Annotated in this window: 8 protein-coding genes; 5 read left to right on the forward strand and 3 right to left on the reverse strand. The window is 63.0% G+C overall.

The window, feature by feature from the left end:
• Positions 1–135 precede the first annotated feature (135 nt).
• From gspE to PSH86_RS13815, 5 genes are all read left to right on the forward strand, one after another.
• The gene (gspE, locus tag PSH86_RS13795) at positions 136–1,554 is read left to right on the forward strand and encodes a type II secretion system ATPase GspE (RefSeq protein ID WP_305490258.1); all 1,419 of its coding nucleotides are present in this window, start codon (positions 136–138) and stop codon (positions 1,552–1,554) included.
• Positions 1,554–2,765: a type II secretion system inner membrane protein GspF gene (gspF, locus tag PSH86_RS13800; RefSeq protein ID WP_249016393.1), complete on the forward strand. Its 1,212-nt coding sequence runs from the start codon at positions 1,554–1,556 to the stop codon at positions 2,763–2,765. Before gspE ends, gspF begins: the two co-directional genes overlap by 1 nt.
• A gap of 509 nt (positions 2,766–3,274) precedes the next feature.
• The gene (locus PSH86_RS13805; protein WP_305490259.1) at positions 3,275–4,456 is read left to right on the forward strand and encodes a substrate-binding domain-containing protein; all 1,182 of its coding nucleotides are present in this window, start codon (positions 3,275–3,277) and stop codon (positions 4,454–4,456) included.
• A 155-nt stretch (positions 4,457–4,611) separates the two neighbouring features.
• Positions 4,612–5,781, forward strand: coding sequence for a substrate-binding domain-containing protein (locus PSH86_RS13810; protein ID WP_305490260.1), 1,170 nt, complete (start codon positions 4,612–4,614; stop codon positions 5,779–5,781).
• Between the two features lie 211 nt (positions 5,782–5,992).
• A complete protein-coding gene (locus tag PSH86_RS13815; RefSeq protein ID WP_305490261.1) occupies positions 5,993–18,559 on the forward strand; it encodes a filamentous hemagglutinin family protein in 12,567 nt (4,188 codons plus the stop codon).
• A gap of 285 nt (positions 18,560–18,844) precedes the next feature.
• On the opposite strand, the gene PSH86_RS13820 is transcribed toward PSH86_RS13815, so the two are convergent.
• The 3 genes from PSH86_RS13820 to PSH86_RS13830 all read right to left on the reverse strand — a co-directional run bounded on the left by PSH86_RS13820 (position 18,845) and on the right by PSH86_RS13830 (position 24,023).
• Positions 18,845–21,418 carry an EAL domain-containing protein gene (locus PSH86_RS13820; protein ID WP_305490262.1) on the reverse strand — a complete coding sequence of 858 codons (2,574 nt, stop codon included), beginning with the start codon at positions 21,416–21,418 and terminating at the stop codon, positions 18,845–18,847.
• A 113-nt stretch (positions 21,419–21,531) separates the two neighbouring features.
• On the reverse strand, positions 21,532–22,212 hold the full coding sequence (locus PSH86_RS13825) for a DUF2238 domain-containing protein (protein WP_116832217.1): 681 nt from the start codon (positions 22,210–22,212) through the stop codon (positions 21,532–21,534).
• An 11-nt stretch (positions 22,213–22,223) separates the two neighbouring features.
• A complete protein-coding gene (locus PSH86_RS13830; protein ID WP_305490360.1) occupies positions 22,224–24,023 on the reverse strand; it encodes a thiamine pyrophosphate-requiring protein in 1,800 nt (599 codons plus the stop codon).
• Positions 24,024–24,105: the final 82 nt, after the last annotated feature.

Here is a 24,105-nt window from a genome sequence, read left to right on the forward strand (position 1 = left end):
GCGCAGCAGACCCGAAACCTGGCGCCTCGGTGCGTCAGGCAGATCGTATTCAACCTGTTTGGGGTCGCTGCGCAACCCAGCGGGAGCAAGCTCCCTCGCCACGGGGTGCATGTCAGTCATAGAGGAGGCGTCGGCATGAACACCCTCCCATACGCCTGGGCCAAGGCCCAGCGCCTGGTGTTGCGCCAGTCCGACGAGGGCGCGGTGCTGATGGTGTGCCCGTCCACGCCGGGCTGGTCCATCAGTGAAGTGCGCCGGCAGTTCGGCGAGGTGCGGCTGGAGCGGGTACGTGACGAGGAACTCGACGGGTTGCTCAACACGGCCTATGCCGACACCGGCAGCGCCGCCGCCGTGGTGGGCGCGGCGGAAAACGAAGTGGATCTCGACCGGCTGATGCAGGACATCCCCGAGATCACCGACCTGCTGGACACCCAGGACGGCGCGCCAGTGATCCGCATGATCAACGCCTTGCTGACCCAGGCCGCACGGGACGAGGCCAGCGACATTCACATCGAACCCTACGAAAGCCATTCGGTGGTGCGCTATCGGGTCGACGGCACCCTGCGCGACGTGGTTTCGCCACGCAAGGCGCTGCACGGCGCGCTGGTGTCGCGGATCAAGATCATGGCCCAGCTCGACATCGCCGAAAAACGCCTGCCCCAGGACGGCCGCATCGCCTTGCGCGTGGCCGGACGTCCGATCGACATCCGGGTTTCGACGGTGCCCACCGGCCATGGCGAACGGGTGGTGATGCGCCTGCTGGACAAGCAGGCCGGGCGCCTGCAACTGGAAACCCTGGGCATGGACCCGGACGTGCTGGACAAGCTCGACCACCTGATCCGCCAGCCCCACGGCATCGTGCTGGTCACCGGCCCCACCGGCAGTGGCAAGACCACCAGCCTCTACGCCGCCCTGGCCCGGCTGGACGCCAGCGTGCACAACATCCTCACCGTGGAAGACCCGGTGGAGTACGACCTGCCGGGTATCAGCCAGATCCAGGTCAACGCCAAGATCGACATGACTTTCGCCCTGGCCCTGCGCGCGATCCTGCGCCAGGACCCGGACATCATCATGATCGGTGAAATCCGCGACCTGGAGACCGCGCAAATCGCCGTGCAGGCCTCCCTCACCGGTCACTTGGTGCTGGCCACGCTGCACACTAACGATGCGGTGTCGGCCATCAACCGCCTGATCGACATGGGCGTCGAGCCGTTCCTGCTGGCCTCGTCGATGCTCGGCGTACTGGCCCAGCGCCTGGTCCGCAGGCTCTGCCCGCAGTGCAAGCAGCCCGATCCGGCCACGCCTGGCACGTGGCGTCCGGTGGGCTGCCCGAGCTGCAACCAGACCGGCTACAGCGGGCGCACCGGCATCCACGAACTGTTCTGCATCGACGACGACATCCGCACGCTGATCCACCAGGGGGCAGGGGAGCAGGCCCTGCGCGCCGCCGCCCGCCAGGCCGGTATGTTCAGCATGCGCGAGGACGGTGAGCGCTGGGTGCGCAGCGGCGCCACCGCCCCTGAAGAAATCCTGCGCGTGACACGGGACGCCTGATGAATCGCTACCGTTTCGAGGCCGCCGACGCCCAGGGCAAGATCGAATCCGGACACTTGGAAGCCGACAGCCAGGGAGCCGCTTTCAACCTGTTGCGCAGTCGCGGATTGACCGCGTTGCAGGTGCAGTTGGAGCGCAACACGACGCAGGCCAATGGCGGTGGACTATTCAGCGCCAAGCTATCGGACAACGACCTGGCCTGGGCCACCCGGCAACTGGCGAGCCTGCTGGGGGCGAGCCTGCCGCTGGAGGCGGCGTTGAGCGCCACGGTGGAGCAGGCCGAGCGCAAGCACATCGCCCAGACCCTCAGCGCAGTGCGCGCCGATGTGCGCAGCGGCATGCGTCTGGCCGAAGCCTTGGCTGCGCGGCCACGGGATTTTCCGGAAATCTACCGGGCGTTGATTGCCGCCGGAGAGGAGTCCGGCGACCTGGCCCAGGTGATGGAGCGGCTGGCGGATTACATCGAGGAGCGCAACAACCTGCGGGGCAAGATTCTCACGGCGTTCATCTATCCGGGTGTAGTGGGGTTGGTGTCGATCGCCATTGTGATTTTCCTCCTCAGCTACGTCGTGCCGCAGGTGGTCAGCGCGTTCTCCCAGGCCCGACAGGACTTGCCCGGATTAACCTTGGCGATGCTGACCGCCAGTGACTTCATCCGTGCCTGGGGCTGGCTGTGTTTCGGCATTTTGGCCGGTGGGTTCTGGGGTTGGCGGATGTATTTGCGCAACCCGCAGGCACGCTTGAGCTGGCACGCAAGGGTGTTGCGCCTGCCGCTGATCGGGCGTTTCGTGCTGGGCCTCAACACCGCGCGCTTTGCCTCGACCCTGGCGATTCTTGGCGGCGCCGGGGTGCCGTTGCTGCGGGCCCTGGAGGCGGCGCGCCAGACGCTGTCCAACGACCGCCTGAGCCTGAGTGTCAGCGATGCCACGGCCAAGGTCCGCGAAGGGGTCAACCTGGCCGCAGCGTTGCGGGTGGAAAAAGTCTTCCCGCCGGTGCTGATCCACCTGATCGCCAGTGGCGAGAAAACCGGCTGCCTGCCACCGATGCTCGAACGCGCCGCGCAAACCCTGTCCCGAGACATCGAACGCCGGGCCATGGGCATGACCGCGCTGCTGGAGCCGTTGATGATTGTGGTCATGGGCGGCGTGGTGCTGGTGATCGTCATGGCGGTGTTGCTGCCGATTATCGAGATCAACCAGTTGGTGCAATAGCCGCCGCGCAAAAACCGTGGCGAGGGAGCTTGCTCCCGCTGGGCTGCGCAGCAGCCCCAAAACCTGACACCTCGGTACATCAGGCGAAGCGCGTTCGACCTGTTTGGGGTCGCTTCGCAACCCAGCGGGAGCAAGCTCCCTCGCCACAAAAAGCAGCCAGTTATTTTGCAGGGATGCAACACCTCCCGAGCCTTCCCGTTGCCAAACTCGGGTTCCTCGTTCTGTCATCTTCCGCCGCCCGCCAACCGTCCGCCGCAACCTCCACGACCAGCCCTTGCCATCCCCTCGAAAAATCCGCCTGAACCCACGGTCCAGAGCCCTCGAACACCCGAGGAAAAAACCCGAAAAACAGCCCTCAGCTCCCGAGGTTTTTTCCTTTATCTGTCACCGGAAACTGCGAATTTCTAACCCATGGCCTCACCCCATCGCCATCGGCACAGGACCGAGCGCCATGACGGCAAGCACGCGTTACCCAACCTACGTACGAACACGATGAAAGGAGATTCTTCATGTTTAAGCGCAACGTTCTCGCGGTATCCCTGACCCTCGCCGGCCTCTGCGCCGCTCAGGCCGCCATGGCTGATGTCAATGGCGGTGGTGCTACCTTGCCTCAGCCGCTGTACCAGACTGCTGGTGTACTCACCACCGGTTTTGCCCCTTACATCGGTGTGGGCAGCGGTAACGGCAAACTGGCTTTCCTGAACAACGACTACACCAAGTTGGTGCCTGGCGACACCAGCGGCAAGAAAGTGCACTGGGCAGGCAGCGATTCGAAGCTCAGCCAGGCTGAATTGGATGGCTACGTTGCCAATCATGGTACCGCCTGGGGTCCGTTGATCCAGGTGCCTTCGGTCGCCACTTCGGTTGCCGTTCCTTTCAACAAGACCGGCACTGCTAACGTCAACTTGAGCGTTGATCAGTTGTGTGGCGTGTTCTCCGGCCGTCTGAACGACTGGAGCCAGATCACCGGTTCGGGCCGTACTGGCGCAATTACCGTGGTTTATCGTGCTGAGAGCAGCGGTACCACTGAGCTGTTCACTCGTTTCCTGAACGCCAAGTGCGCTGAACCTAACAACGCTAAGTTCGCAATCACCACCAACTTCGCGTCCAGTTTCAGCGGCGGGCTGCCCTCCGGTGCCGTTTCCGCCACTGGCAGCCAGGCTGTGATGACTGCTGTGAACGCTGCTCAGGGTCGTATCACCTACATGAGCCCGGACTACGCCGCCACCACCTTGGCCGGCTTGGACGACGCCACTAAGGTCGCCCGTGTTGCCGGTGTTTCCCCAGGCCCAGCTAACGTTTCGACTGCCATCGCTGCTGTTCCAGTACCAGCCGCCGCCAACCGCGCCAACCCGAACGCCTGGGTGCCGGTGTTCGCTGCAACCACCAACCCTAACGATCCGAGCGTCGTGGCTTATCCAACCACCGGCTATCCGATCCTGGGCTTCACCAACGTGATCTTCAGCCAGTGCTATGCCAACGCTGCCCAATCCACGCAGGTGCGTGACTTCTTCACCCGTCACTACAACGCCACTGCGGCCAGCAGCAACGATGCGGCTATCACCGCTAACCGCTTTGTACCACTGCCAGGTGCTTGGAAATCCGCCATCCGTGGCAGCTTCCTGACCACTTCCAGCGCGCAAAGCATCGGTAACACAAACGTCTGCAACGGTATCGGTCGTCCGCTGTAACACACCACGCCTGAGCGACACGCAATACCAATCAGCAACGGCGCAAGCCGTTGCTGATTTCCTCGTAGTTAATGGTGCTCGTTTCGCCCCTTTCAGCTGCGCTACAGCCCGAACGACTCGGATAGGGCGCAGCATTTCAAGACAGGAGTCTTGTCATGTCCAAGCATTTTTTCCGAACGGTTGCAGTGTTGTGCAGCGGCCTATGCGCGCCGTTGGCAATGGCGGATATCAATGGCGGTGGAACGACCTTGCCTCAGCCGCTTTACCAGACAGCCGGAGTGTTGACCGCTGGTTTCGCTCCCTACATCGGTGTGGGCAGCGGTGCGGGCAAGATCGCTTTTCTGAATAACGATTACAGCAAGTTCGTGGGTGGCATTACCACCAAGAACGTGCATTGGGTCGCCAGTGACTCAAAGCTCAGACCCGTCGAGTTGGACACTTATGCCTTCGCTCATGGCGCGGCCTGGGGTCCATTGATCCAGGTGCCTTCGGCTGCCACTTCAATCGCCATTCCGTTCAACAAGGCCGGCGCGGCAGGCATCGACTTGAGTGTCAACCAGTTGTGCGGTGTATTCTCCGGTCGTCTGATCGATTGGAGCCAGATCACCGGCTCTGGCCGTAAAGGTCCAATCACTGTGGTTTACCGTGCCGAGAGCAGCGGAACCACGGAGCTATTCACCCGCTTCCTGAACGCCAAGTGCGCGGAAACAGGCACCTTCTCCGTCACCACCAACTTTGCCTCCAGTTACAGCGGTGGGCCGCCGGCCGGTGCTCTATCGGCCGTTCATAGTGAAGGAGCCATGTATGCAGTGAGCGCGACTCAAGGTGCTATCACTTACATGAGCCCGGCGTATGCGGCATCGACCTTGGCTGGCCTGGATGACGCCACAAAAGTGGCCCGGGTTGCCGGTGTTTCTCCTGCGCCAGCGAATATTTCGGCAGCTATAGCCGCAATCGCTGTTCCTGCCACCGCTAATCGCTCGAATCCAAACGCCTGGGTGCCGGTATTCTCCGCGACTACCAGCCCAAATGACCCAAGCGTGGTGCCTTTCCCAATCACCGGCTACCCCATTCTTGGCTTCACCAACGTGATCTTTAGCCAGTGCTATGCCGACGTCGCCCAGAGCACACAGGTGCGTAACTTCTTTACCCGTCACTACAACGCTTTCCCTACCATCAATAACGACGCGGCTATCACCGCCAACCGTCTGGTGCCGTTACCAGCCGCCTGGAAAACCGCAATCCGCACCACTTTCCTGACGGCTGCCAACCCCTTAAGCATCGGTAACCCTAACGTATGCAATGGCATAGGTCGTCCGCTGTAAAACCATGCTGGGAGCAACTCAAAACATCGATCAGCAACGGCGCAAGTCGTTGCGATCTTTGCCTGACATCCGTACCGACACAGCCACATGAAATTTTCATGACAAGCGTTCGGTCCCGCCCCTCTGTAACCGCCTATCCCCTATAACCAACGCTGGCAGCTTGATGGCACTGCGTTGCGCCCCTTAGAGCGAACCCGAAAGGATGAGTAGGATGCTGCGCTGCAAACCCCAGACGAACCTGAATGCTCCACGTCGCGATGGCGAGTTGTCGATGTTGCGGCTCAAACCGCTGGCCCAGGCCATTGCCCTGCTGATGGTGGCCGGTAATGCCCACGCGGCCACGGCGTTCAGTTCGGCCTGGTTTGCCGCCAAGGGGGCGTCCCAGGCCGGTGGCGCGGGGCGGCCCACGACGGCGCAGCCAGGCATGCCGCCGCCCCTGGCGCAGCAGCAACGGGCCAATGCGCAGTTGCAGCGGTCGTTGACCAATCTCAACAACACCGTGGCCGCCATCGCGGCCCAGCAGGCGGCCCAGGCCGCGGGACGCCAAGCGGCGTTCGGGCAGGTGCAGACCGTGCCGGACGGCTTGGGCGAGGGAGGGCTCAAGGTCGACAACAGCCTGACCCAGGGCTGGCTCAACGCCAAGGGGCCTAAGCAGACCCAGGTCGGCGGCAAGACCACGGTGACCATCGAGCAGACCGCCGACAAGGCGATTCTCAACTGGGAAACCTTCAACGTCGGGCGCAATACCACGGTGGATTTCCAGCAGCAATCGGACTGGGCCGTGCTCAACCGGGTCAACGACCCCCAGGCCCGGCCAAGCCAGATCCAGGGCCAGATCAAAGGCAACGGTACGGTGATGCTGGTCAACCGCAACGGCATCATTTTCAGCGGCAGCAGCCAGGTCAACGTGCGCAACCTGGCGGCGGTGGCGGCCAATGTCAGCGATGAGCAATTCAGCAAGCGTGGCTTGTACGTCGATGCCACCGGCAGCCAACCGACCTTCACCGACGCCGCCGGCAAGGTCGAAGTGCAGCAGGGCGCACTGATCGAAACCCATCGTGCCGCCACCTCCACGGCCGGGGGCGGCTATGCCTTGCTGCTGGGTAGCGAAGTGGAGAACGCCGGCTCCATCATCACCGCCAAGGGCCAGACCACCCTGGCGGCGGGTGACAGTTTTTATATCCGGCGCGGCCAGGGCACCAGCGGCAACCTGCGTTCTACTACCCGTGGCAACGAGGTTGCGACATCTCTCAAGCCCGGCAGCAGCGCCGGCACGGTGATCAACAGCGGCCTGATCCAGGCCAGCACCGGCGACATCACCCTCACCGGGCACCGGGTCGAGCAGAACGGCGTGGTTGTCGCCACCAGCTCAGTAGACACCCGTGGCACCGTGCATCTACTCAATGCCTTCAACGACAGCACCGGCAGCGTGACCCTGGGGCGGGGCAGCGCCACGGCGGTGCTGCTCGATACCACGGGCGGCAGCGCCCTGGACAGCCAGCGCAATGCCGGACCGGCCGGCCTGGATGGCACGCCGAACAACCTGATCACCGGTCAGTTCAACAACCTCAGCAGCGTGGTGGACCGCAGCGACCAGTCCCGGGTCGAGATCGTCAGTGGCGGCAGCGTCGACTTCCAGAACGGCTCCATCACCCTGGCCACTGGCGGACAGGTCGCGGTCAGCGCCGCCGGTCGCAGCCTGGTGCGCGATGGCGCGGTGATCGATGTGTCCGGCGCCATCGGCGTCAAGGTGGCGATGGAGTCCAACTCCATCAAGGTCAACGTCCAGGGCAACGAGCAGCGCGACGCACCGGTGAACCGCGACGGCGGCAAACTGACCAACAACGATGTCTGGGTCGACGTGCGTGACTTGATCTACGTGCCGGCGGGCACCAACGGCTACGCCACTGACCGTTGGTACACGGCGGGTGGGTTGCTGGAGGTCGGCGGTTACCTGGGCACTCGGGGCCACAGTGTCGGCGAATGGGCGGCACAAGGCGGTACGCTGACCTTCACCGGCAACGACGTGGTGACCCAGCAGGCAGCGCAGTTGAACCTGTCTGGCGGCACCTTGGATGTGCAGAGCGGCTACTTGCGCCAGTCCTGGCTCAAGGGCGCCGATGGGCGTTTGTATGAGTTGTCGAAGGCGCCGGGGGACATCCTCTACACCGGCATCTACAAAGGCTACGAAGACCACAGCCAACGCTGGGGCCAGACCGATTACTACTACAATCCACTGATCGCCCCACGCGAGCGCTTCGAAGCCGGCTACACCGTCGGCCGCGATGCCGGCAAACTGGTGGTATCGACCCGCAACGCGGTGCTGGAAGGCCAGGTTGTCGGCGAGGTCTATCAGGGCGAACGCCAGACCCAGGCGCCGAATCTCAACCTCGACGGCTACCAGCAATCACAAAACGCCGTGGCCCGCCGGGCGCAGTTGTGGGTGGGCAGCTACACGCCGATCTACGACAAGACCAGCGGCGTGATCAACAGCGGCCTGAACCCCACCTTCGATCAGGTCACCGTCGGCAAGGTCACCGAGAAGATTGCCGCGGGCCTGGACCTGACCTCGGCGGTCGGCAGCGACCGGCAAGGCAAGTTGGTGCTGGATAACGAACTGCTCAATGGCTTCCAGTTCGGCGCGGTCAAGGTGGCAGCGGCGCAAGGCATCAAAGTCGATGGCACGCTCAAGGTGGCCGATGGCGGGGATATCACGCTTTATGCGCCGCAGGTGGAAGTGAACGCCGACCTGACCGCCCGTGGTGGGCGTATTGCCTTGGGGAACGTGCTTAAACAGGTCAGAGCCGATAACTTCCAGATGGGAGACGTCGTGCTTTCGCCTGTCACCGGTCAGCGTGCTGTGGTCACGTTGGGCGAGGGCGTGACGTTGAACACCGCTGGCCGGTGGAGCAACCTGCTACTCGACGGCAACGATCGCCAGGGCCTGCCGTTCCTCAATGGCGGCACTGTATCCGTGCGCAGCAGCGGCGACATCGATGTGCGCCAGGGCAGCCTGATCGACGTCAGCTCCGGTGCTGCGGTCATGGCCGATGGCAAGACCCGCGGTGGCAAGGGCGGTGACCTGACCCTGACCGCCAGTACCGGTACATTCTCCGGTAACGGCGCCTTGAACCTTGACGGTGAACTGCGCGGCACCGGCGTGAATGGCGGCGGGACCTTGACGCTGGCGGCCAGTAAAGTGCTGATCGGCAACAGCGGCTCGCCGCTTGAACCGGGTACCCTGCAACTGGGCGGTGATTTCTTCGACAAGGGTTTCTCCGCCTATGACATTACCGGTAACCAAGGCCTGACCGTGGCCGACGGAACCCAGGTCGATGTGACGATGCCGGTGTACCGTTTTGGCGAGCAGGCGTTGAGCACCGGCAGCGATGCAGAACCGGTCGAGGCTTTGCAGCGCTGGACGCCGGAGCTGTATCAGGAAGATGCGATCAAAGGCGTCCTGACCCAGCGTCGCGGCGCGAGCCTGAGCCTCACTGCCGGTTCCGCGAACGCCAGCGCCGCCGACATGGCCAGCACGGTGTTGAACCTGGGCAAGGGCAGCGTGATCAGCGTCGATCCGGGGCAGGGCATCGACGTGCGCAGCATCGGTCAATTGACTGCCAACGGTACCCTTAATGCGTGGGGTGGGCGGGTCAGCCTCACCGGGTTGAGCGTTATTGGTGCGGACGGCGAAGGGGCCAATGCCCAGGGCCACGGTCGTTCCATTTGGCTCGGCGAACAGGCGCTGATCGACGTCTCCAGTCGCGCCGTGACCGCCCAGGATATGCGCGGCCAGACGTACGGCCTGGTGCGCGACGGCGGGCAGATTGTCATCGGCGGCCAGATCGATGCCGCGAAGGGTTCGGCTTCCGCATCCGAACTGTTTGTCGTGGTGCGCGAGGGTGCGCGTCTGCAAGCGGATGGCAGCCAGGCCGTGCTGGATATCGCCGGCCAGGGCCGCACGGCGGTGGCGAGCAATGGCGGCAGTATTTCCCTGGCATCGGCCAATGGTTTGTACCTGGATGGCGATTTCAGCGCTCGTTCGGGTGGGGCAGGGGCGGCGGGCGGCAAGTTGTCGGTGGCACTGGAAACACCTTACTACGTGAAAAATGCAGCCAGCGACCGAGTGATGAAAGTGCGTGAGCTGGTGCTGGGACAAACCGCGCCTGCGAGCTTGCTGGAAGGTAATGCCGAGACGGCGGCGGACTCGTTGGTCTACGGTTACGGGCGATTGGGCGTTGATCAGGTCCAGTCGGGTGGCTTCGACAGCCTGGCGCTGTTGAGCAACGGGCTGCTGAGCATCGAGGGTGACGTGTCGCTGTCCCTTGGCCAAAGCTTGAGCCTGTATGCCCGCAGTTTTGTAACGAGTGCAGACGCGCCAAATGCCCGGGCTCAACTCAATGCTTCCCATGTACTGCTGTCGGGCCCCGCGGCCAACCTTCTAAACAGGGACAACTATGTCCGGCCGGTGGTCGATGGCGGCGTATCGTTGCAAATGAACAAGGCCGTGTTTTCTGTCAACGCAGACCTGCTGGATGTGCAGGGTAACGTGACCTTCAGTAGCAAGGGGGCCGTGCGGCAGGCCGACGGCAGCACCGTCGAGTTGGAGCGCGCCGGTTTTGACCGGGTTCAGTTAAGCAGTCGGGGGGATGTGCGATTCCTGGCCGGGTTCTCGGGCGAAGGGTTGCCCGAAGGTTTCACCACTCAACTGGTGACGTCTGCGGACATGATCTTGCAGGCGGCCCAACTGTACCCAGCGACCGGTGTAGGCGCTCGTGTTTTGGCCGGGTATGGCTGGGGGCGCGATCCTGTTAGCAACATCCCCCTGTACGATCCGACGCGCAGCTTGGTGATCAGCCGTACCACCCAGGTCGTCCCCCAGGTACCTTATTCGGTGTTCGGTCGCTTGCAATTGGGCAGCGCGAAGATCGAACAAGGTGGGGTCGTACGTGCGCCGTTGGGGTTGCTTGAAGTCGGTACCAACAACAGCTTGGCGGGTGTGTCCGCCCGGGTGGACTTGCTGCCGGGCAGCTTGACGTCGGTCAGTGGCCAGGGTCTGGTCCTGCCTTATGGCGGCACGGTCGATGGCCAGAGTTATCAGTACGCTGGCAAGAAGGTTGTGTTGCTGGGGCAAGGCGCGGTGCCTTCCACCACTGGCGACCTTAACATCGGCGTGATTCTGGGCGGTAAGTCGGTGGCGGCCCAGGAAGGTTCGGTCCTTGACCTTTCGGGAGGCGGTGAACTGCTCGGCGCCGGTTTCATCTCTGGCCGTGGCGGTTCCACCGATGCGCGTTTCAACCCGTTGGTCCAGATTGGCGCCAACGGCGGCTTCACCCTGCCGGGACTGTCCACCAATCCGGTCTACGCCATCGTGCCAGGCAACCAGAGTGCTTATGCGCCCGTCGCCCCGGAAGGCGGTGCGGTGGATCCGCGGGTGGGCCAGCAGATCACCATCAGTGCCGGTGTTCCCGGGTTGGCGGCGGGTACCTATACCTTGATGCCTTCCACTTATGCTTTGCTGCCGGGGGCATTCCGAGTCGAGGTCAATGGCTTGGCGGGGCAAGGCTCCACAACGGGCGCGCAGCAGATGCGCAACGGCTCCTGGACCACCGCCGGGGTGCTGTCGGTCGCCAATACCGGGCAGCGTAACAGTTTGTCCAGCCAGGTCATCCTGACGTCGGGAGAGGTGCTGCGTCGTTACTCGCAATACAACGAAACCAGCTACGCACAATTCGCCATGGCCGACGCAGCACGCCTGGGCGTGCCTCGGGCGATGTTGCCGATAGACGCCAAGACCCTGAAGTTGAGTCTGTCCGCCGGGGCCGGAGACCAGGCGTTCTCCTTCAAGGGTATCGGTAAGTTCGCGCCCCAGAAAGGGGGCTACGGCGGTATCGTCGCAGTGGTTGGGAGCACCGGCAGCGCACTGGAGGTGGTTGCTGATGGACGAGGGGCCACGGCCGGTTTCGAGGGCGTGACCCTCAATGCCGAAAGCCTCAATGCGCTGAACGCTTCGCGTCAGGTGATCGGTGGGCTATTTTCGATTAGTTACGGCCAGAGCGGAAACTATGTCATCCCCCAGTTTGATATGTCGCGCAATGTGATTTTGCGGGAAGGGGCGACGCTGGCGGCGCCGGAGGTTTTCCTGCTTGCCAGTGGCGGTGAGGTGTTGGTGGAACAAGGCGCCGCCATCAATACCATTGGTCGTGGAGCAGCTGCTTACGATGCCCGTGATGGCTTTATTTATAGCTTGCTTAAAGACTTCAACATGCTGGCAGCCTCCAATGGCTTGCTCAATGTGTTGGCACCTCCGTCGGGTAGCAGCGGCTCTGTCAACATAGGCGGCTGTAGCCTGACGTCGTGCAGTGGCGTCACGCGGATTCACTCCGAAGGCAGCATTGTCGCCGCCACCGGCGGCGGTCTGCAGTTGAACGACCAAGTGCGCTACGGTACCCGCCACCTGACCCTGGCCCTGAGCAACATCAACGTCGGCACTGCCCAGGCACTCAGCGACGCGGCGACGCGCCAGGTCTTGCCGGCAGGTCTGACCCTGAGCCAGACCGTGCTCGATCGCCTGTTGCGCGGGGATATCCAATACGGTGCCCCGGCACTGGAAACCCTGGAACTGTCGGCCCGTGAGGCGCTGAATTTCTACGGCACCGTCAGTCTCGACACCTATGACCCGACAACAGGCAAGTCGCGCCTGAATAACCTGATGCTCAGCGCTCCGGCCATTTATGGCGCTGGCAGTGCCAATGACGTGGCGACCATTCGCACCGCCAACCTGATCTGGAACGGCGCTGTCGGCGCGCCGGGGGCGGTGATTGCCGGTGGGGCCGGCACCGGCGCCGGTCGCCTGGACATCCAGGCCCAGCGGATCGAATTCGGCTATGGTGACTTTGCCCAGCCCAGCTCGGTCACCACCCTGAACCGCCTTGCCCTGGGATTCGCCAACGTCAACCTCAGCGCCAGCGAACGCCTGACGGCCAACCACAAAGGCAGCTTGGCGGTGTATCAAAGCCAGGGGGCCTATGACGCGAAAACAGGCTACGCCTACAACGGCGGCAACCTGAATATCCTCACCCCATTGCTGACTGGTGAAGCCGGCTCGGTCAACCGCATCACCGCGGGCGGCACGCTTAACGTGACGGGTGCGAGCGCTACGCCGAGCACCGTCTCCGGGCTTGGAGGCGAGTTGTCCCTCAAGGGTGCGAGCCTCAACCTGGCCAGTGCGGTGGTACTGCCCAGCGGCAAGCTGACCCTCAGCGCGACGGATGATCTGACCCTGGCCGATGAGGCGCTGATCGACGTGGCAGGCCGCACGGTCACCTTCAACGATGTGACACGCTACAGCGCCGGTGGCGAAGTGATCCTGCAAAGCCAGAACGGCAACATCCGCCAGGCGGATGGCTCAAGCATCGACCTTTCGGCCCGTAACAATCAGGCTGGCCGGCTCAGTGCCGTGGCCCTGGACGAGGCCGCCGGGATCGTTGATTTGCAGGGGCGGATTCTCGGCAGCAGCACGGGCGAATATGACGCCGGCGGCACCGCCATGCCGTACCTGGCCGGCGGTGTGGAGATCCAGGCCCAGCGCCTGGGCGGCAGCGGTAGCCTCAGTGAGCAGTTCACGGCGTTGAACCAACGGCTGAACGACGGGCAGGTATTCGGTTCCCGTGGCTTCCAGCTCAAGCAGGGTGACCTGGTGATCGGCAACGAACTCAAGGCCTCCACCCTCAGCGTGTCGCTGGACAATGGCAGCCTGCTGGTCAACGGCAAGGTCGACGCCAGCGGTGAGCGGGTCGGCAGTATTTATTTGGCCGCCCAAAATGCCCTGACTTTGGGCAGCGGCGCGGTGCTCGACGCCCATGGTCGACGCCTGCGGGTGGACAGCTACGGCAAGATCATCGAATCGCCGAACCGTGCCATTGTCGACTTGACCGCTCGGGAAGGCCTCCTGAGCTTGGGTAACGGCGCCCGCATCGACCTGCGTCACGGTACCGAGGTCGCGCTAGGCGGTGCGCCCGGCATGAATGACGGTCGTGCTCGCGGCACGTTGCAGCTCAGTGCACCACGATTGGGTGGCGTGTCGGGTGGCGACGTGGCAGTCGATGCCAGTGGCGCCCTGGATATTCAAGGTGCCCGCTCGATCTCGCTGGTTGCCATGTGGCAATACAGCGACGCGCCGCTGATTGACGTGCCGGCGGCCAGCGGCAAGCCTTATCAGGTCATCAATCAAGCGTGGCTGGATGATGTGCATGACGACAACGCTGTTTTTATCACTAACGCCCTCGACAACGATGATCTGTTGCAGCGCAAACTCGTCGGGTTGAACAACAGCCGCTATCGCGACGTGTTGCATCTGCGCCCCGGTGTGGAGGTGGTGAGTGCGACGGCCGACGGTGACCTGGTGGTCCAGGGTGACCTGGACCTGTCGCGCTATCGTTATGAGAGCCTCAATCCGCATAGTGTCCTGAGCGGAGTCTACGGCTCTGGCGAATCCGGCAGCCTGACACTGCGGGCCGGGGGTGACCTGAACATCTACGGCAGCATCACCGACGGGTTCGCCCAGCCGCCCGGCACCAACGACGACAAGGGCTGGGTGCTGTTGCCGGGCATTGATTTCGCGGCGGGCGATATTGTCGTGCCCGGTACCGGTGTGACCCTGGCGGATGACACGGCGTTTCCGGCCGGCTCCGTGCTCAACTTCGACGTGCCGCTCAAGGGCGCCACCCTGGCGGCGGGAACACGTCTGCCTGTAGCCGCGACGCTGGATCAGCCCTTGGTGCTGCCGGCGGGCACTGTGCTGGCGGCGGCGGTACATGACGCCTCGGGTAACCTGTTGTTCGCGGCCGGCACGTTATTGGCTTCGACTCAAACCCTTGAAGCGGGCACAGTATTGGGGGCGGGCAGTTTGCTGGGTAGCAGTGCAACCATTGGCAGCCTGATCTGGCCCAAAGGTGTTGCCTTGCCAGGCATTGCGGACGCGAGCAATGGCTTGACCAATGTCCTGCGGCTCAACGGTACCCTGGCGTTGAGTGTGGGGTCGAAAATCCCGTCGGGTACCGACATCAAGTTGCCGGCCGGAGTGGAGTCGGTGCAGTTGCGCCCGGAAGTGGCGGGGAGCAACTGGGCCATCGCGCCGATGCTGGCCGAAGGTTCGCAGTCTTGGTCACTGCGACTGGTGGCCGGTGCCGATACGCGGGCGGCGGACAGTCGGGTCGTGCAGCCTGTGTTGGCGGGTGGTGATCTTCATTTGGCCGATAGTCACTACGGCATGTTTGGCAAGGCCGGGGCTGGGGGGTTGGTGTGGACCGAAGAAGGGGCGGAAAACTTCGGAGACCCGAGCCTGGCAGGCAAATTCATTGATTTTGAGAACGTTGCTTACCCGGGAATGTGTGAAGACAGCCCGTCATTTTGCAAGGCCAGTAGCGGTTTTGTCTGGACGGAGGAGGGGGCGGAAAACTTCCTGGGGGATCCGAGTTACGCGGGTCAGCCGATTGATTTTGAGAACGTTGCCTATCCGGGAATGTGTGATGAAACGCCATCGTTCTGCAAAGCTGTAGGGCAAACAGAATATAAGCCTGGCAGCCAACGTTGGAGTGTCATCCGTACCGGCGCGGCAGACCTTGAGCTGCTGTCGGCAGGTGATCTGAAAATGGATTCGCTGTACGGCGTTTATACCGCCGGTAGTTCAGCCAGCGAGACTTATGCCAACGACCCGTACAATCAGCCCAAGGCGCTGGGGGCGGCGGGTAAGGTGCTCAATGATGCGCTGGGTGAAAACGAGCAGTTTGTGGATGGCGGTACCAACAGTCTTTATCGTGCCTGGTACCCGGACTTCGGCGGCAACCTGACTTTGAATGTCGGCGGTAGTCTGACCGGCAATACAATGGATGTGCTGACTGGCAGCGGTAACACACGACCTAATCCCGGTGACTTGGGGTATGACACAGCCAGTGTCGGAAATTGGCTGTGGCGCCAAGGCAATGGTTCAGTCTCCACCGGTACCCAGGCACAACCCGCTGCCTGGTGGATCAATTTCGGGAGCTATACCGCAGCACAGAATGGCAAGGCTGACTTGATGGTCGGATTTACGGGGTTTGGTACCTTGGGCGGCGGTAACCTGAATGTTCAGGTCGCGGGCGATGCCGGGGTGCTTGAAAAAATGGCAGGGAGTCTCCTCGACCCGCGCAGCAACAGCCGCAGCCAAGGATTGGTGTTTGCCGTGGGCAGCACTGGTCGCGTGGGCACAGATGGCAGCCTGCAATTGACCGGCGGTGGTGATCTCAATCTGCGTGTAAGTGGCGCCTTGAACCCCAATAGCGTGTTCGCGACCGGGCACCTCAATGGCGCGGTCATCAATTTGCGAGGACACGCCCAAATCGATAGTGGCGCCATTGGTCGTATCGACCTGCTCTACGGCAACAGGGCCCCTGTGCAATCTCCTGGAGAAACGCGGGCCTACGACTCCTTCAAGTCCACACGAGGATCTGCAACCGGTGGACTGACCCTCATGCCAGGTGATGCTACCTTCGATCTGCGTACGTTGGGCGACCTGGTCGTGATGGACGTTGCCGACCCGGGCCGGGCGCCGATGATGAGCGTCTCACCCTTCAAAAGTAGTGCGACGAACGGATCGGGTACGAGTTGGTTTACTTTGTGGACCGCCAATACGGCGATTGATTTGTGGTCATCCGGAGGCAATCTGACCCCTTTGGTGTCAGAAATCGAGACGGACCTGGCGGTGGTTTATCCGTCGATCCTGCGAGCTGTAGCAGCCAGCGGCAGTCTTTATTATGGCGAGGCCATGCGTCTGGACAGGGGGAACTATGACGGCAGCAATCGCCCTGCGTTGTTGCTCGCACCCGGCATCAATAGTGAACTGCAGTTCCTCGCCGACGATTCCATCTATGGCGGCGACCTGACGGTCAGTCGCTCCGGCGCCTCGTCTACAGCCATGGCCACACCGCTGCGACCAGCCTTTATGGGACGCGTCAATGGCAGCGTGGTGGTCAGCAATCTCTCCGCCGATGCTAATCGTGTTCCTCCAGACGCAAGTACGTTGCCCTTGTTTGCCTTTGACAGCAGCAGCGCCTCCAGCGAATGGGCCCTCAACTCCGATCCAGCTCGTTTCTACGCGATCAAGGGCGACTTGCTGGCCGTCAATAGCGGGCGGGCGATGACGTTTACCACCACGAGCGACAGCCGACTCGGACAGACTTATTACGAAGGCACAGGCTCTGTGCGAATGATGGCCGGACGAGACATCGTCAGCAGCGGTACACCGCTGAGTGGTGGTAAAGGAGGTCTTCCCGACGTAGGGGCCTACACCAGCGCCGGCAACCTCTTCATCCACAACAACCCCACCGACATCTCCATCGTGTCAGCCGGGCGCGACATCCTATACAGTAACTTCAACGTTGCCGGCCCCGGCCTGCTGGAAATCACCGCCGGGCGCAATATCCTGATGGACGACAAGGTCAGCATCACCAGCCTCGGCGCCGTGGTGCCGGGGGATTCGCGCCCGGGCGCGAGCCTGGTGCTGCAAGCCGGCGCGGGCCTCAACGGCGCGGATTACCAGCGCTTCGTCAAGGCTTACCTGGACCCGGCCAACCAGGCCTTGGCCGGTGTGCCCCTGGCGAACCAGAACGGCAAGGTCGCCAAAACCTACGAGGCCGAGTTGGTGGACTGGCTGGAGAAACGCTTCGGCTTCAGCGGTGACACCGAGCAGGCCCGCGGCTTCTTCGCGGCGCTGCCGGCCGAGCAGCAGCGGGTGTTTGCCCGGGATGTGTACTTTGCCGAACTCAAGGCCGCTGGCCGTGAGTACAACGAAGCCGGCGGTGTGCGCCAGGGCAGCTACTTGCGCGGGCGGGAGGCCATCGACTTGTTGTTCCCGAGCAAGGATGTGGCGGGTAACGCGATTACCTATAAAGGCGATATCACGATGTTCGGCGGAGCGGGTGTGCATACCGATTTCGGTGGCAGTATCCAGATGCTCACCCCGGGTGGCGGGCAAACCTTCGGCATCGAGGGCAACGCGCCGCCGTCCACCGCCGGGGTCATCACCCAGGGCGAGGGCGATATCCAGTTGTATGCGCAGAACAGCATCCTGCTGGGGCAGAGCCGGATCATGACCACCTTCGGCGGTTCGATCCTCGGCTGGTCGGCCCAGGGCGACATCAACGCCGGCCGTGGTTCGAAGACCACCGTGGTGTACACGCCGCCCAAGCGCTTGTACGACACCTGGGGCAACGTGACCCTGTCGCCATCGGTGCCGAGTACCGGCGCGGGTATCGCCACCCTCAACCCGATTGCCGAAGTGGCACCGGGGGATATAGACCTGATCGCGCCGTTGGGCACCATCGACGCGGGCGAGGCGGGGATTCGGGTGTCGGGCAACGTCAACATTGCGGCGTTGACCGTGGTGAACGCGGCGAACATTCAGACCCAGGGCAAATCCACCGGCGTGCCGCTGGCGGCCTCGGTGAACACCGGGGCCATTACCTCGGCCAGTTCTGCGGCGTCTTCGGCGACGCAGGCGGCTGAAGACGTGGCCCGCCAGCAGCAGAACGCGGCGCGGCAGAACCAGGCGTCGGTGTTCACCGTGCAGGTGGTGAGTTTCGGCTCCGAGCAACTGGCCCCGTCCCGCGACGGCGCCAGCCGCGAGGCGCCTCGGGCCTACGACCCGGCCAGCCCGGTGCAGGTATTGGGCGCAGGGCCGTTGGACGAGCAGAACCGCCAGCGGTTGACGGAGGAGGAGCGGGGGCGGTTGAGCTTGTAAGGGGATTTGAGCTTGCAGCGAGGGTGGCTGTGCCGGCGTCATCGCGAGCAGGCTCGCTCCCACGGGGTACTTGAGGTGTTCATGAGTTTTGCATGCACCACAAGGTCCATTGTGGGAGCGGGCTTGCTCGCGAAGACGTTGGCACAGCCAACCTATATGCCAGCAGGTCCATTGCCTTCGCGAGCAAGCCCGCTCCCACAGGGTCATTGGGTGACCTCAGGTTTTGGGTCCGATACAGGCCCATTGTGGGAGCGAGCCTGCTCGCGATAGCGGTGGGAAGGTGAGTTACAGCCACCGTGGCGTGGTGAAGAACAAGGCCATTTCCGAGCGGGCCAGTGCCGCGCCGAAGTAGGGGCCCTGGACATGGTCGCAGGCTACGTTGCGCAGTTGGCTGAATTGTCGGGCGTTTTCGATGCCTTCGGCGGTGACCATGAGCCCTACGCTGCGGCTCAACCGGATCATCGCCAGGACGCCTTCCTTGTCGTCCTCCAGGCCCAGCTGCGAGAGGATGTTGCGATCGAAACGGATGCCATCGAACGGCTGGTCCAGTACCTCGCGAAGGGAGGCGATGCTGGTGCCGAATTTGTCGATGTTGATCCGCACGCCGAGGTCCTTGAGCGCATGGAGGGTGCTGGCGACGGTCTTGTGGTCGGCGAGCAGGACCCCTTCGGCCACTTCCAGGGTCAGCCGGTGAGGCTCCAGGCCACTCGCTTCGAGGGCCTCTTGCACCTGGTTGAGCAGGAAGCTGCTGTTGAACCAGCGGGGTGAAACCGCGATGGAGACATTGACGGCGCTCGGCCAGGTGGCGGCCTCTTCACAGACGTTGATCAACATCCAGGTGCCCAGTTCTTCGAGCTGGCCCGAGGTTTCGGCCACCGGTATGAAGTCGGCCCCACCCAGTTCACCTTTCTCGGGATGGTGCCAGAACGTCTGGGCTTCGAAGCCATGCAACTGCTCGGCGCTCACATCGAAGCGAGGCAGGTAACGCAGTTCCAGCTGGTCCCGTTGCATCGCATCGCGCAGTTGCTGTTCGTACCGCCGGCGGTCGCGGGCCAGGTTGCCCATCGCTTCAACATACACGCGCCAGGTATTGCGGCCGGCTGCCTTGGCCGCATACAAGGCGATATCGGCGCGGCGCAACAGTTCATCGGCACGTTCGTCACCGGGCTGTGACCAGGCGACACCGATGCTCACTCCCAGGTACAGCGTATTGCCGTCCAGGTGCATGGGCCGTTGCATGCAATCGATCAGTCGTTCACAGAGTTGATCGAGAGCGTCGGCATCGCCCGGATCGGGCATGATAATGACAAATTCATCACCGCCCAGGCGCGCTACCAGATCAGTGCCGCGCACGTTTTGCTGGAGGATATGCGCCACTTCCTTGAGCACTTTATCGCCCACGGCATGACCCAGGGAGTCGTTGACCGGCTTGAATCGGTCCATGTCCAGGTTCAGCAGCGCCAGGGGCGGGTGATCCGGGTGGCCCAGGTGTTCGCGCAGGCAATCGAACAGACGGTTTCGGTTCGCCAGCCCGGTCAGTGGATCATGCAGGGAAAGATGCTTGATCTGGGCCAGCGCCCGCAACTCATCGGTGATGTCGGTGGCGGTGCCGCGAAAGCCCAGGGTGCCGGCTTCGATGGCCCGTACCGAGAGTTTGCAGGTGCGGACGCGCTGGTTGCGCGCGGTGTACTCGCACAGCAGCGGCGCCGAAGAGAGGCTGTTGGCACCGCCGAGCAGCCATTGGGCAATCGAGATCGAGCCGCCATGGGGGTGGAGCAGCCGGTGCAGCGGTTTGCCCAGCCATTCCGTGGGGCTGAACCCGGTCACTTGTTCAAAACGTTCCGACAGGTAAGTCAGCGTTCCGGTCGAATCGACTTCCCACAACCAGTCAGAGGACACTTCGGCAATGTCGCGGAAACGCTCTTCACTGCGTTCCAATGCCTTGCGGTGGGCCAGCAGGCTGGCGTACTGGCGCTCCTGGGCGCGGAGCATGGCCAGGGCATGGCGTAGAACGGCCAGCGCCAGAATCCCCAGCACCAGTAACGCCAGGGCCAGCAAGGGCAAGAGGATCTTGCGCAAGTCCTGGCCCGGGGTTTGCGGTCGCCAGGCCAGGGCTTCCAGGGTCAGGTTGTCGAGCAGCAGTTGGGCGGTATCGGCCGGGCCCGGGGTCCTGGCGATATGGGCATCGGGCAGGGCGAAGTCCCGCGCCAGGTTTTGCAGGGAGGCGGGATCAAGCACTTTGACGAAGAGCATCAGGCTGGGCGGGCCGGGAATTTGCGCCACGCTGTTGTCCGTGCCGGTGGTGATGGCGGACACGGCGACGAACGCCGGGGCGTCCTGGTGGTGCAGCATCTCGACGACCACTTCGTCGTGATTTTCCGCAGTGCTGGCTTTGTTCCACAGGGCGCGCAGGTCGCCGGTCAGCCAGGTGTCGGCATCGACATCGCTCATCTGGCCATCGATCACCGAATAGACGGTCTTGCCAGTCGGAGAAATGACAAACACCGCCTGGTAACCGTAGAGCGAATACACGCTGCTACCGACGTTTTCCTGGTCATAGGCCCATTCCTTGTCGACCTTGACATGCAGGTGCCGGTAGGCGTCGCTCCACTTGGAATAGTCGCTCAGGTCCCGGCCGATGCCGGTGCGGATCCCGTCGATGGCCCGCTGGGCGAAAAACAGGCTCTGTTCACGGGCGCGCCGGTCCTGGGCACCGGTGATGTTGAGCAGCACGGCGATCGCCAGTGCAGACATGACAAACAGCAGGAGCATGATGGCCGGGAACGTGCGACGGGTGAAGCTTCGGGTTGGCGAGCCCGGGGAAAGGACAGTCGAGTCATTGCCAGTATTTTCAATCATAAAGATAAGTCATCAGCCAAAAAGCGATTTCACCCGCACCTGTCTTATATCGGCGGGTAGGCTGAATTACTTAGTCGTGTTAACGAAGGGGCCGACAGGCTGTGTTGTCTTCATCATGTGCGGGCCTTGAAGCGTGAGGCCCACTCGAGGGCGAGATCCCGTTGACGCAGGTAATTGACCCCGGCGGCGGCCAGTAGGGCGATGAATGCGGCAAGCGCGGCCAAGGCCATGTCCTTTTGCGAGTCCCACGGGTCTTGTTGGGCGCCGACAAAGGCCTTGGCGGTGTCGCCGCCGATATAGGCACCGCCCAACCACTCGATGATCTCGTAAATGGCCGACGACGCGAGGATCAGGCTCCAGGCCAGGAAATAGCCCCTGAACCCCGTTGCTGGCGCAACCCGCAGCAAAACCTCGCGCAGCGGATAGGCCAGCAGCAGGCCGTAGCTGAAATGCACCAGCCGATCGAATTGGTTGCGCTGGAAGCCCATGAGTTGGTCCAGCGACTGGCCCCCGGTCAGGGCCTGCCACCATTGGTTGTAAGGCACCTTGGCATAGGTGTAGTGGGCGCCGACTTCATGGATGCAGAGGAACACGAACAGCAGTGTGGCGGACAGCCGGGAAAAGCTGAATCGCCGATGAACGCTCACCAGGACGATCAATAACGCAATGACCAGCAGGTTCTCCGCCAGCCAGTCGCTGCGTTTCAGCGGCGCGATGGCCAGCCATCCCCACAGCACGCAGAACACCAGCAGCAGGGACCGTTCATAGCGACGATGCAGCTCAACGGTTGGCATCGCGTCACGCCTCACTTTTTCTCCGTGGGATGGCCCGGCAGCAGGCTGCTCAATACCTGCTTGGCGGTCTCGACCACGATGCCTCGCTCGTTCGGGTCGCCCTGGAGCAGGGTCGAGGCAAACTTCTTCGCCTGTTCCAGCTTGATGTGCGGCGGCAGCGGTGGCACGTCGGGGTCGGTGCGAAACTCGATCAACACCGGACGGTCCGCCGCCAGCGCGGTTTCCCAGGCCGTGGCCACGTCGTCCTCATGCAGCACCAGAATGCCCTTCAAGCCAATGGATTCGGCGAACAGGTGGTAGGGCACGTCGGGGATGTCCTGGGAGGCGGCGAATTTCGGATCGCCCTCCATGACCCGCTGTTCCCAGGTGACCTGGTTCAAATCCCGATTGTTGAACACCGCGCAGATCCAAGTGCCGTTGGCCCAGGTGCGCCAGTATTTGGCGACGGTGATCAGCTCGGCCATGTTGTTCATCTGCATGGCGCCATCGCCCACCAAGGCGATCACCGGTCGCTCCGGATGACAGAACTTCGCCGCGATGGCATAGGGCACGGCCGCGCCCATCGACGCCAGGCCACCGGACAGTGAACACATCATGCCGCGGCGGATCTTCAGGTCCCGGGCGAACCAGTTGGCGCAGGAGCCGGAATCACAGGTGATGACGGCGTGCTCCGGCAACCGTGGCGACAGTTCGAAGGTGACCCGTTGCGGGTTGATCGGCTTGGCGGATACTCGGGCGCGTTTTTCCAGGGTCCGGTCCCAGCGTTCCCGCCAATGTTCGATTTTCTTGCGCCAGCTGCGGTCGGTTTTTTCCTCGATCAACGGCAGCAGGGCGCGCAAGGTATCGACGCTGTCGCCGTGCAGGTTGACCTCCATGGGATATCGCAGGCTGAGCATGTCCGCCTGAATGTCGATCTGCACGCCCCGGGCCTGGCCTTCAGGGGGCAGGAATTCGGCGTAGGGGAAGCCGGAGCCGATCATCAGCAGCGTGTCGCAGCCGGCCATCAGGTTGTCGCTGGGCTCGGTGCCGAGCAGGCCGATGGTGCCGGTGACCCAGGGCAGGTCATCCGGTAGGGCGGCCTTGCCCAGCAGCGCCTTGGCCACGCCGGCGCCAAGCTTTTCGGCGATGGCGATCACTTCGTCGGTGGCATGCAGCGCTCCGGCACCGACCAGGATGGCGACTTTCTTGCCGGCATTGAGGACCTCGGCGGCTTTGCGCAGGTCCTCTTCGTAAGGGACGACGCTGGGCTTGCGGTAGCCGACGCCGGAGTGAACCGTACCGTGCTTGTGGCGCGGCGCGGTGTATTCCATGTCCTGGAGGTCGTTCGGCAGGATCAGTGCCGTGACCTGGCGCTCGCCCACCGCCGTGCGTACGGCGCGGTCCATCAAGTGACGCACCTGGGCGGGCACGCTGGCTTGCTGTACGAACGCCCCGGCCACGTCCTTGAACAGGCTGACCAGGTCCAGTTCCTGCTGGTAATGCCCGCCCAGCGCGGCGCGGGCCTGCTGGCCGCAGATGGCGAGCACGGGCATGTGGTCCATCCGCGCGTCGTAGAGGCCGGTCACCAAGTGGGACGCGCCGGGACCGGAGGTGGCGATGCAGACCCCCAGCTCGCCGGTGAACTTGGCGTGGGCACAGGCCATGAACGCGGCCATTTCCTCATGGCGAGCCTGAATGAAGCGGATTTTTCCCTGGGCGCGGTTCAAGGCGCCAAAGACGCCGTTGATGCCATCGCCCGGATAGCCATAGATACGGCGAACCCCCCATTCATAAAGACGTTCCACCAGAAAATCACCGACGGTCATGCTCATGTCTGTCCCTCGTTCCAGGCCGCGGTCGCTTGGCGCGACGTGCAGCGATTGACGTTCATACAGGACTTGACCGGTGCAGGCC

This window comes from Pseudomonas sp. FP2300 (assembly GCF_030687595.1).
Taxonomy (GTDB): domain Bacteria; phylum Pseudomonadota; class Gammaproteobacteria; order Pseudomonadales; family Pseudomonadaceae; genus Aquipseudomonas; species Aquipseudomonas bijieensis.

Excerpts from the sequence above, each read along its gene's own strand:
- gspE (WP_305490258.1), top strand. The coding sequence starts at position 136 with ATGAACACCCTCCCATACGCCTGGGCCAAGGCCCAGCGCCTGGTGTTG.
- gspF (WP_249016393.1), top strand. The coding sequence starts at position 1,554 with ATGAATCGCTACCGTTTCGAGGCCGCCGACGCCCAGGGCAAGATCGAA.
- PSH86_RS13805 (WP_305490259.1), top strand. The coding sequence starts at position 3,275 with ATGTTTAAGCGCAACGTTCTCGCGGTATCCCTGACCCTCGCCGGCCTC.
- PSH86_RS13810 (WP_305490260.1), top strand. The coding sequence starts at position 4,612 with ATGTCCAAGCATTTTTTCCGAACGGTTGCAGTGTTGTGCAGCGGCCTA.
- PSH86_RS13815 (WP_305490261.1), top strand. The coding sequence starts at position 5,993 with ATGCTGCGCTGCAAACCCCAGACGAACCTGAATGCTCCACGTCGCGAT.
- PSH86_RS13820 (WP_305490262.1), bottom strand. The coding sequence starts at position 21,418 with ATGATTGAAAATACTGGCAATGACTCGACTGTCCTTTCCCCGGGCTCG.
- PSH86_RS13825 (WP_116832217.1), bottom strand. The coding sequence starts at position 22,212 with ATGCCAACCGTTGAGCTGCATCGTCGCTATGAACGGTCCCTGCTGCTG.
- PSH86_RS13830 (WP_305490360.1), bottom strand. The coding sequence starts at position 24,023 with ATGAGCATGACCGTCGGTGATTTTCTGGTGGAACGTCTTTATGAATGG.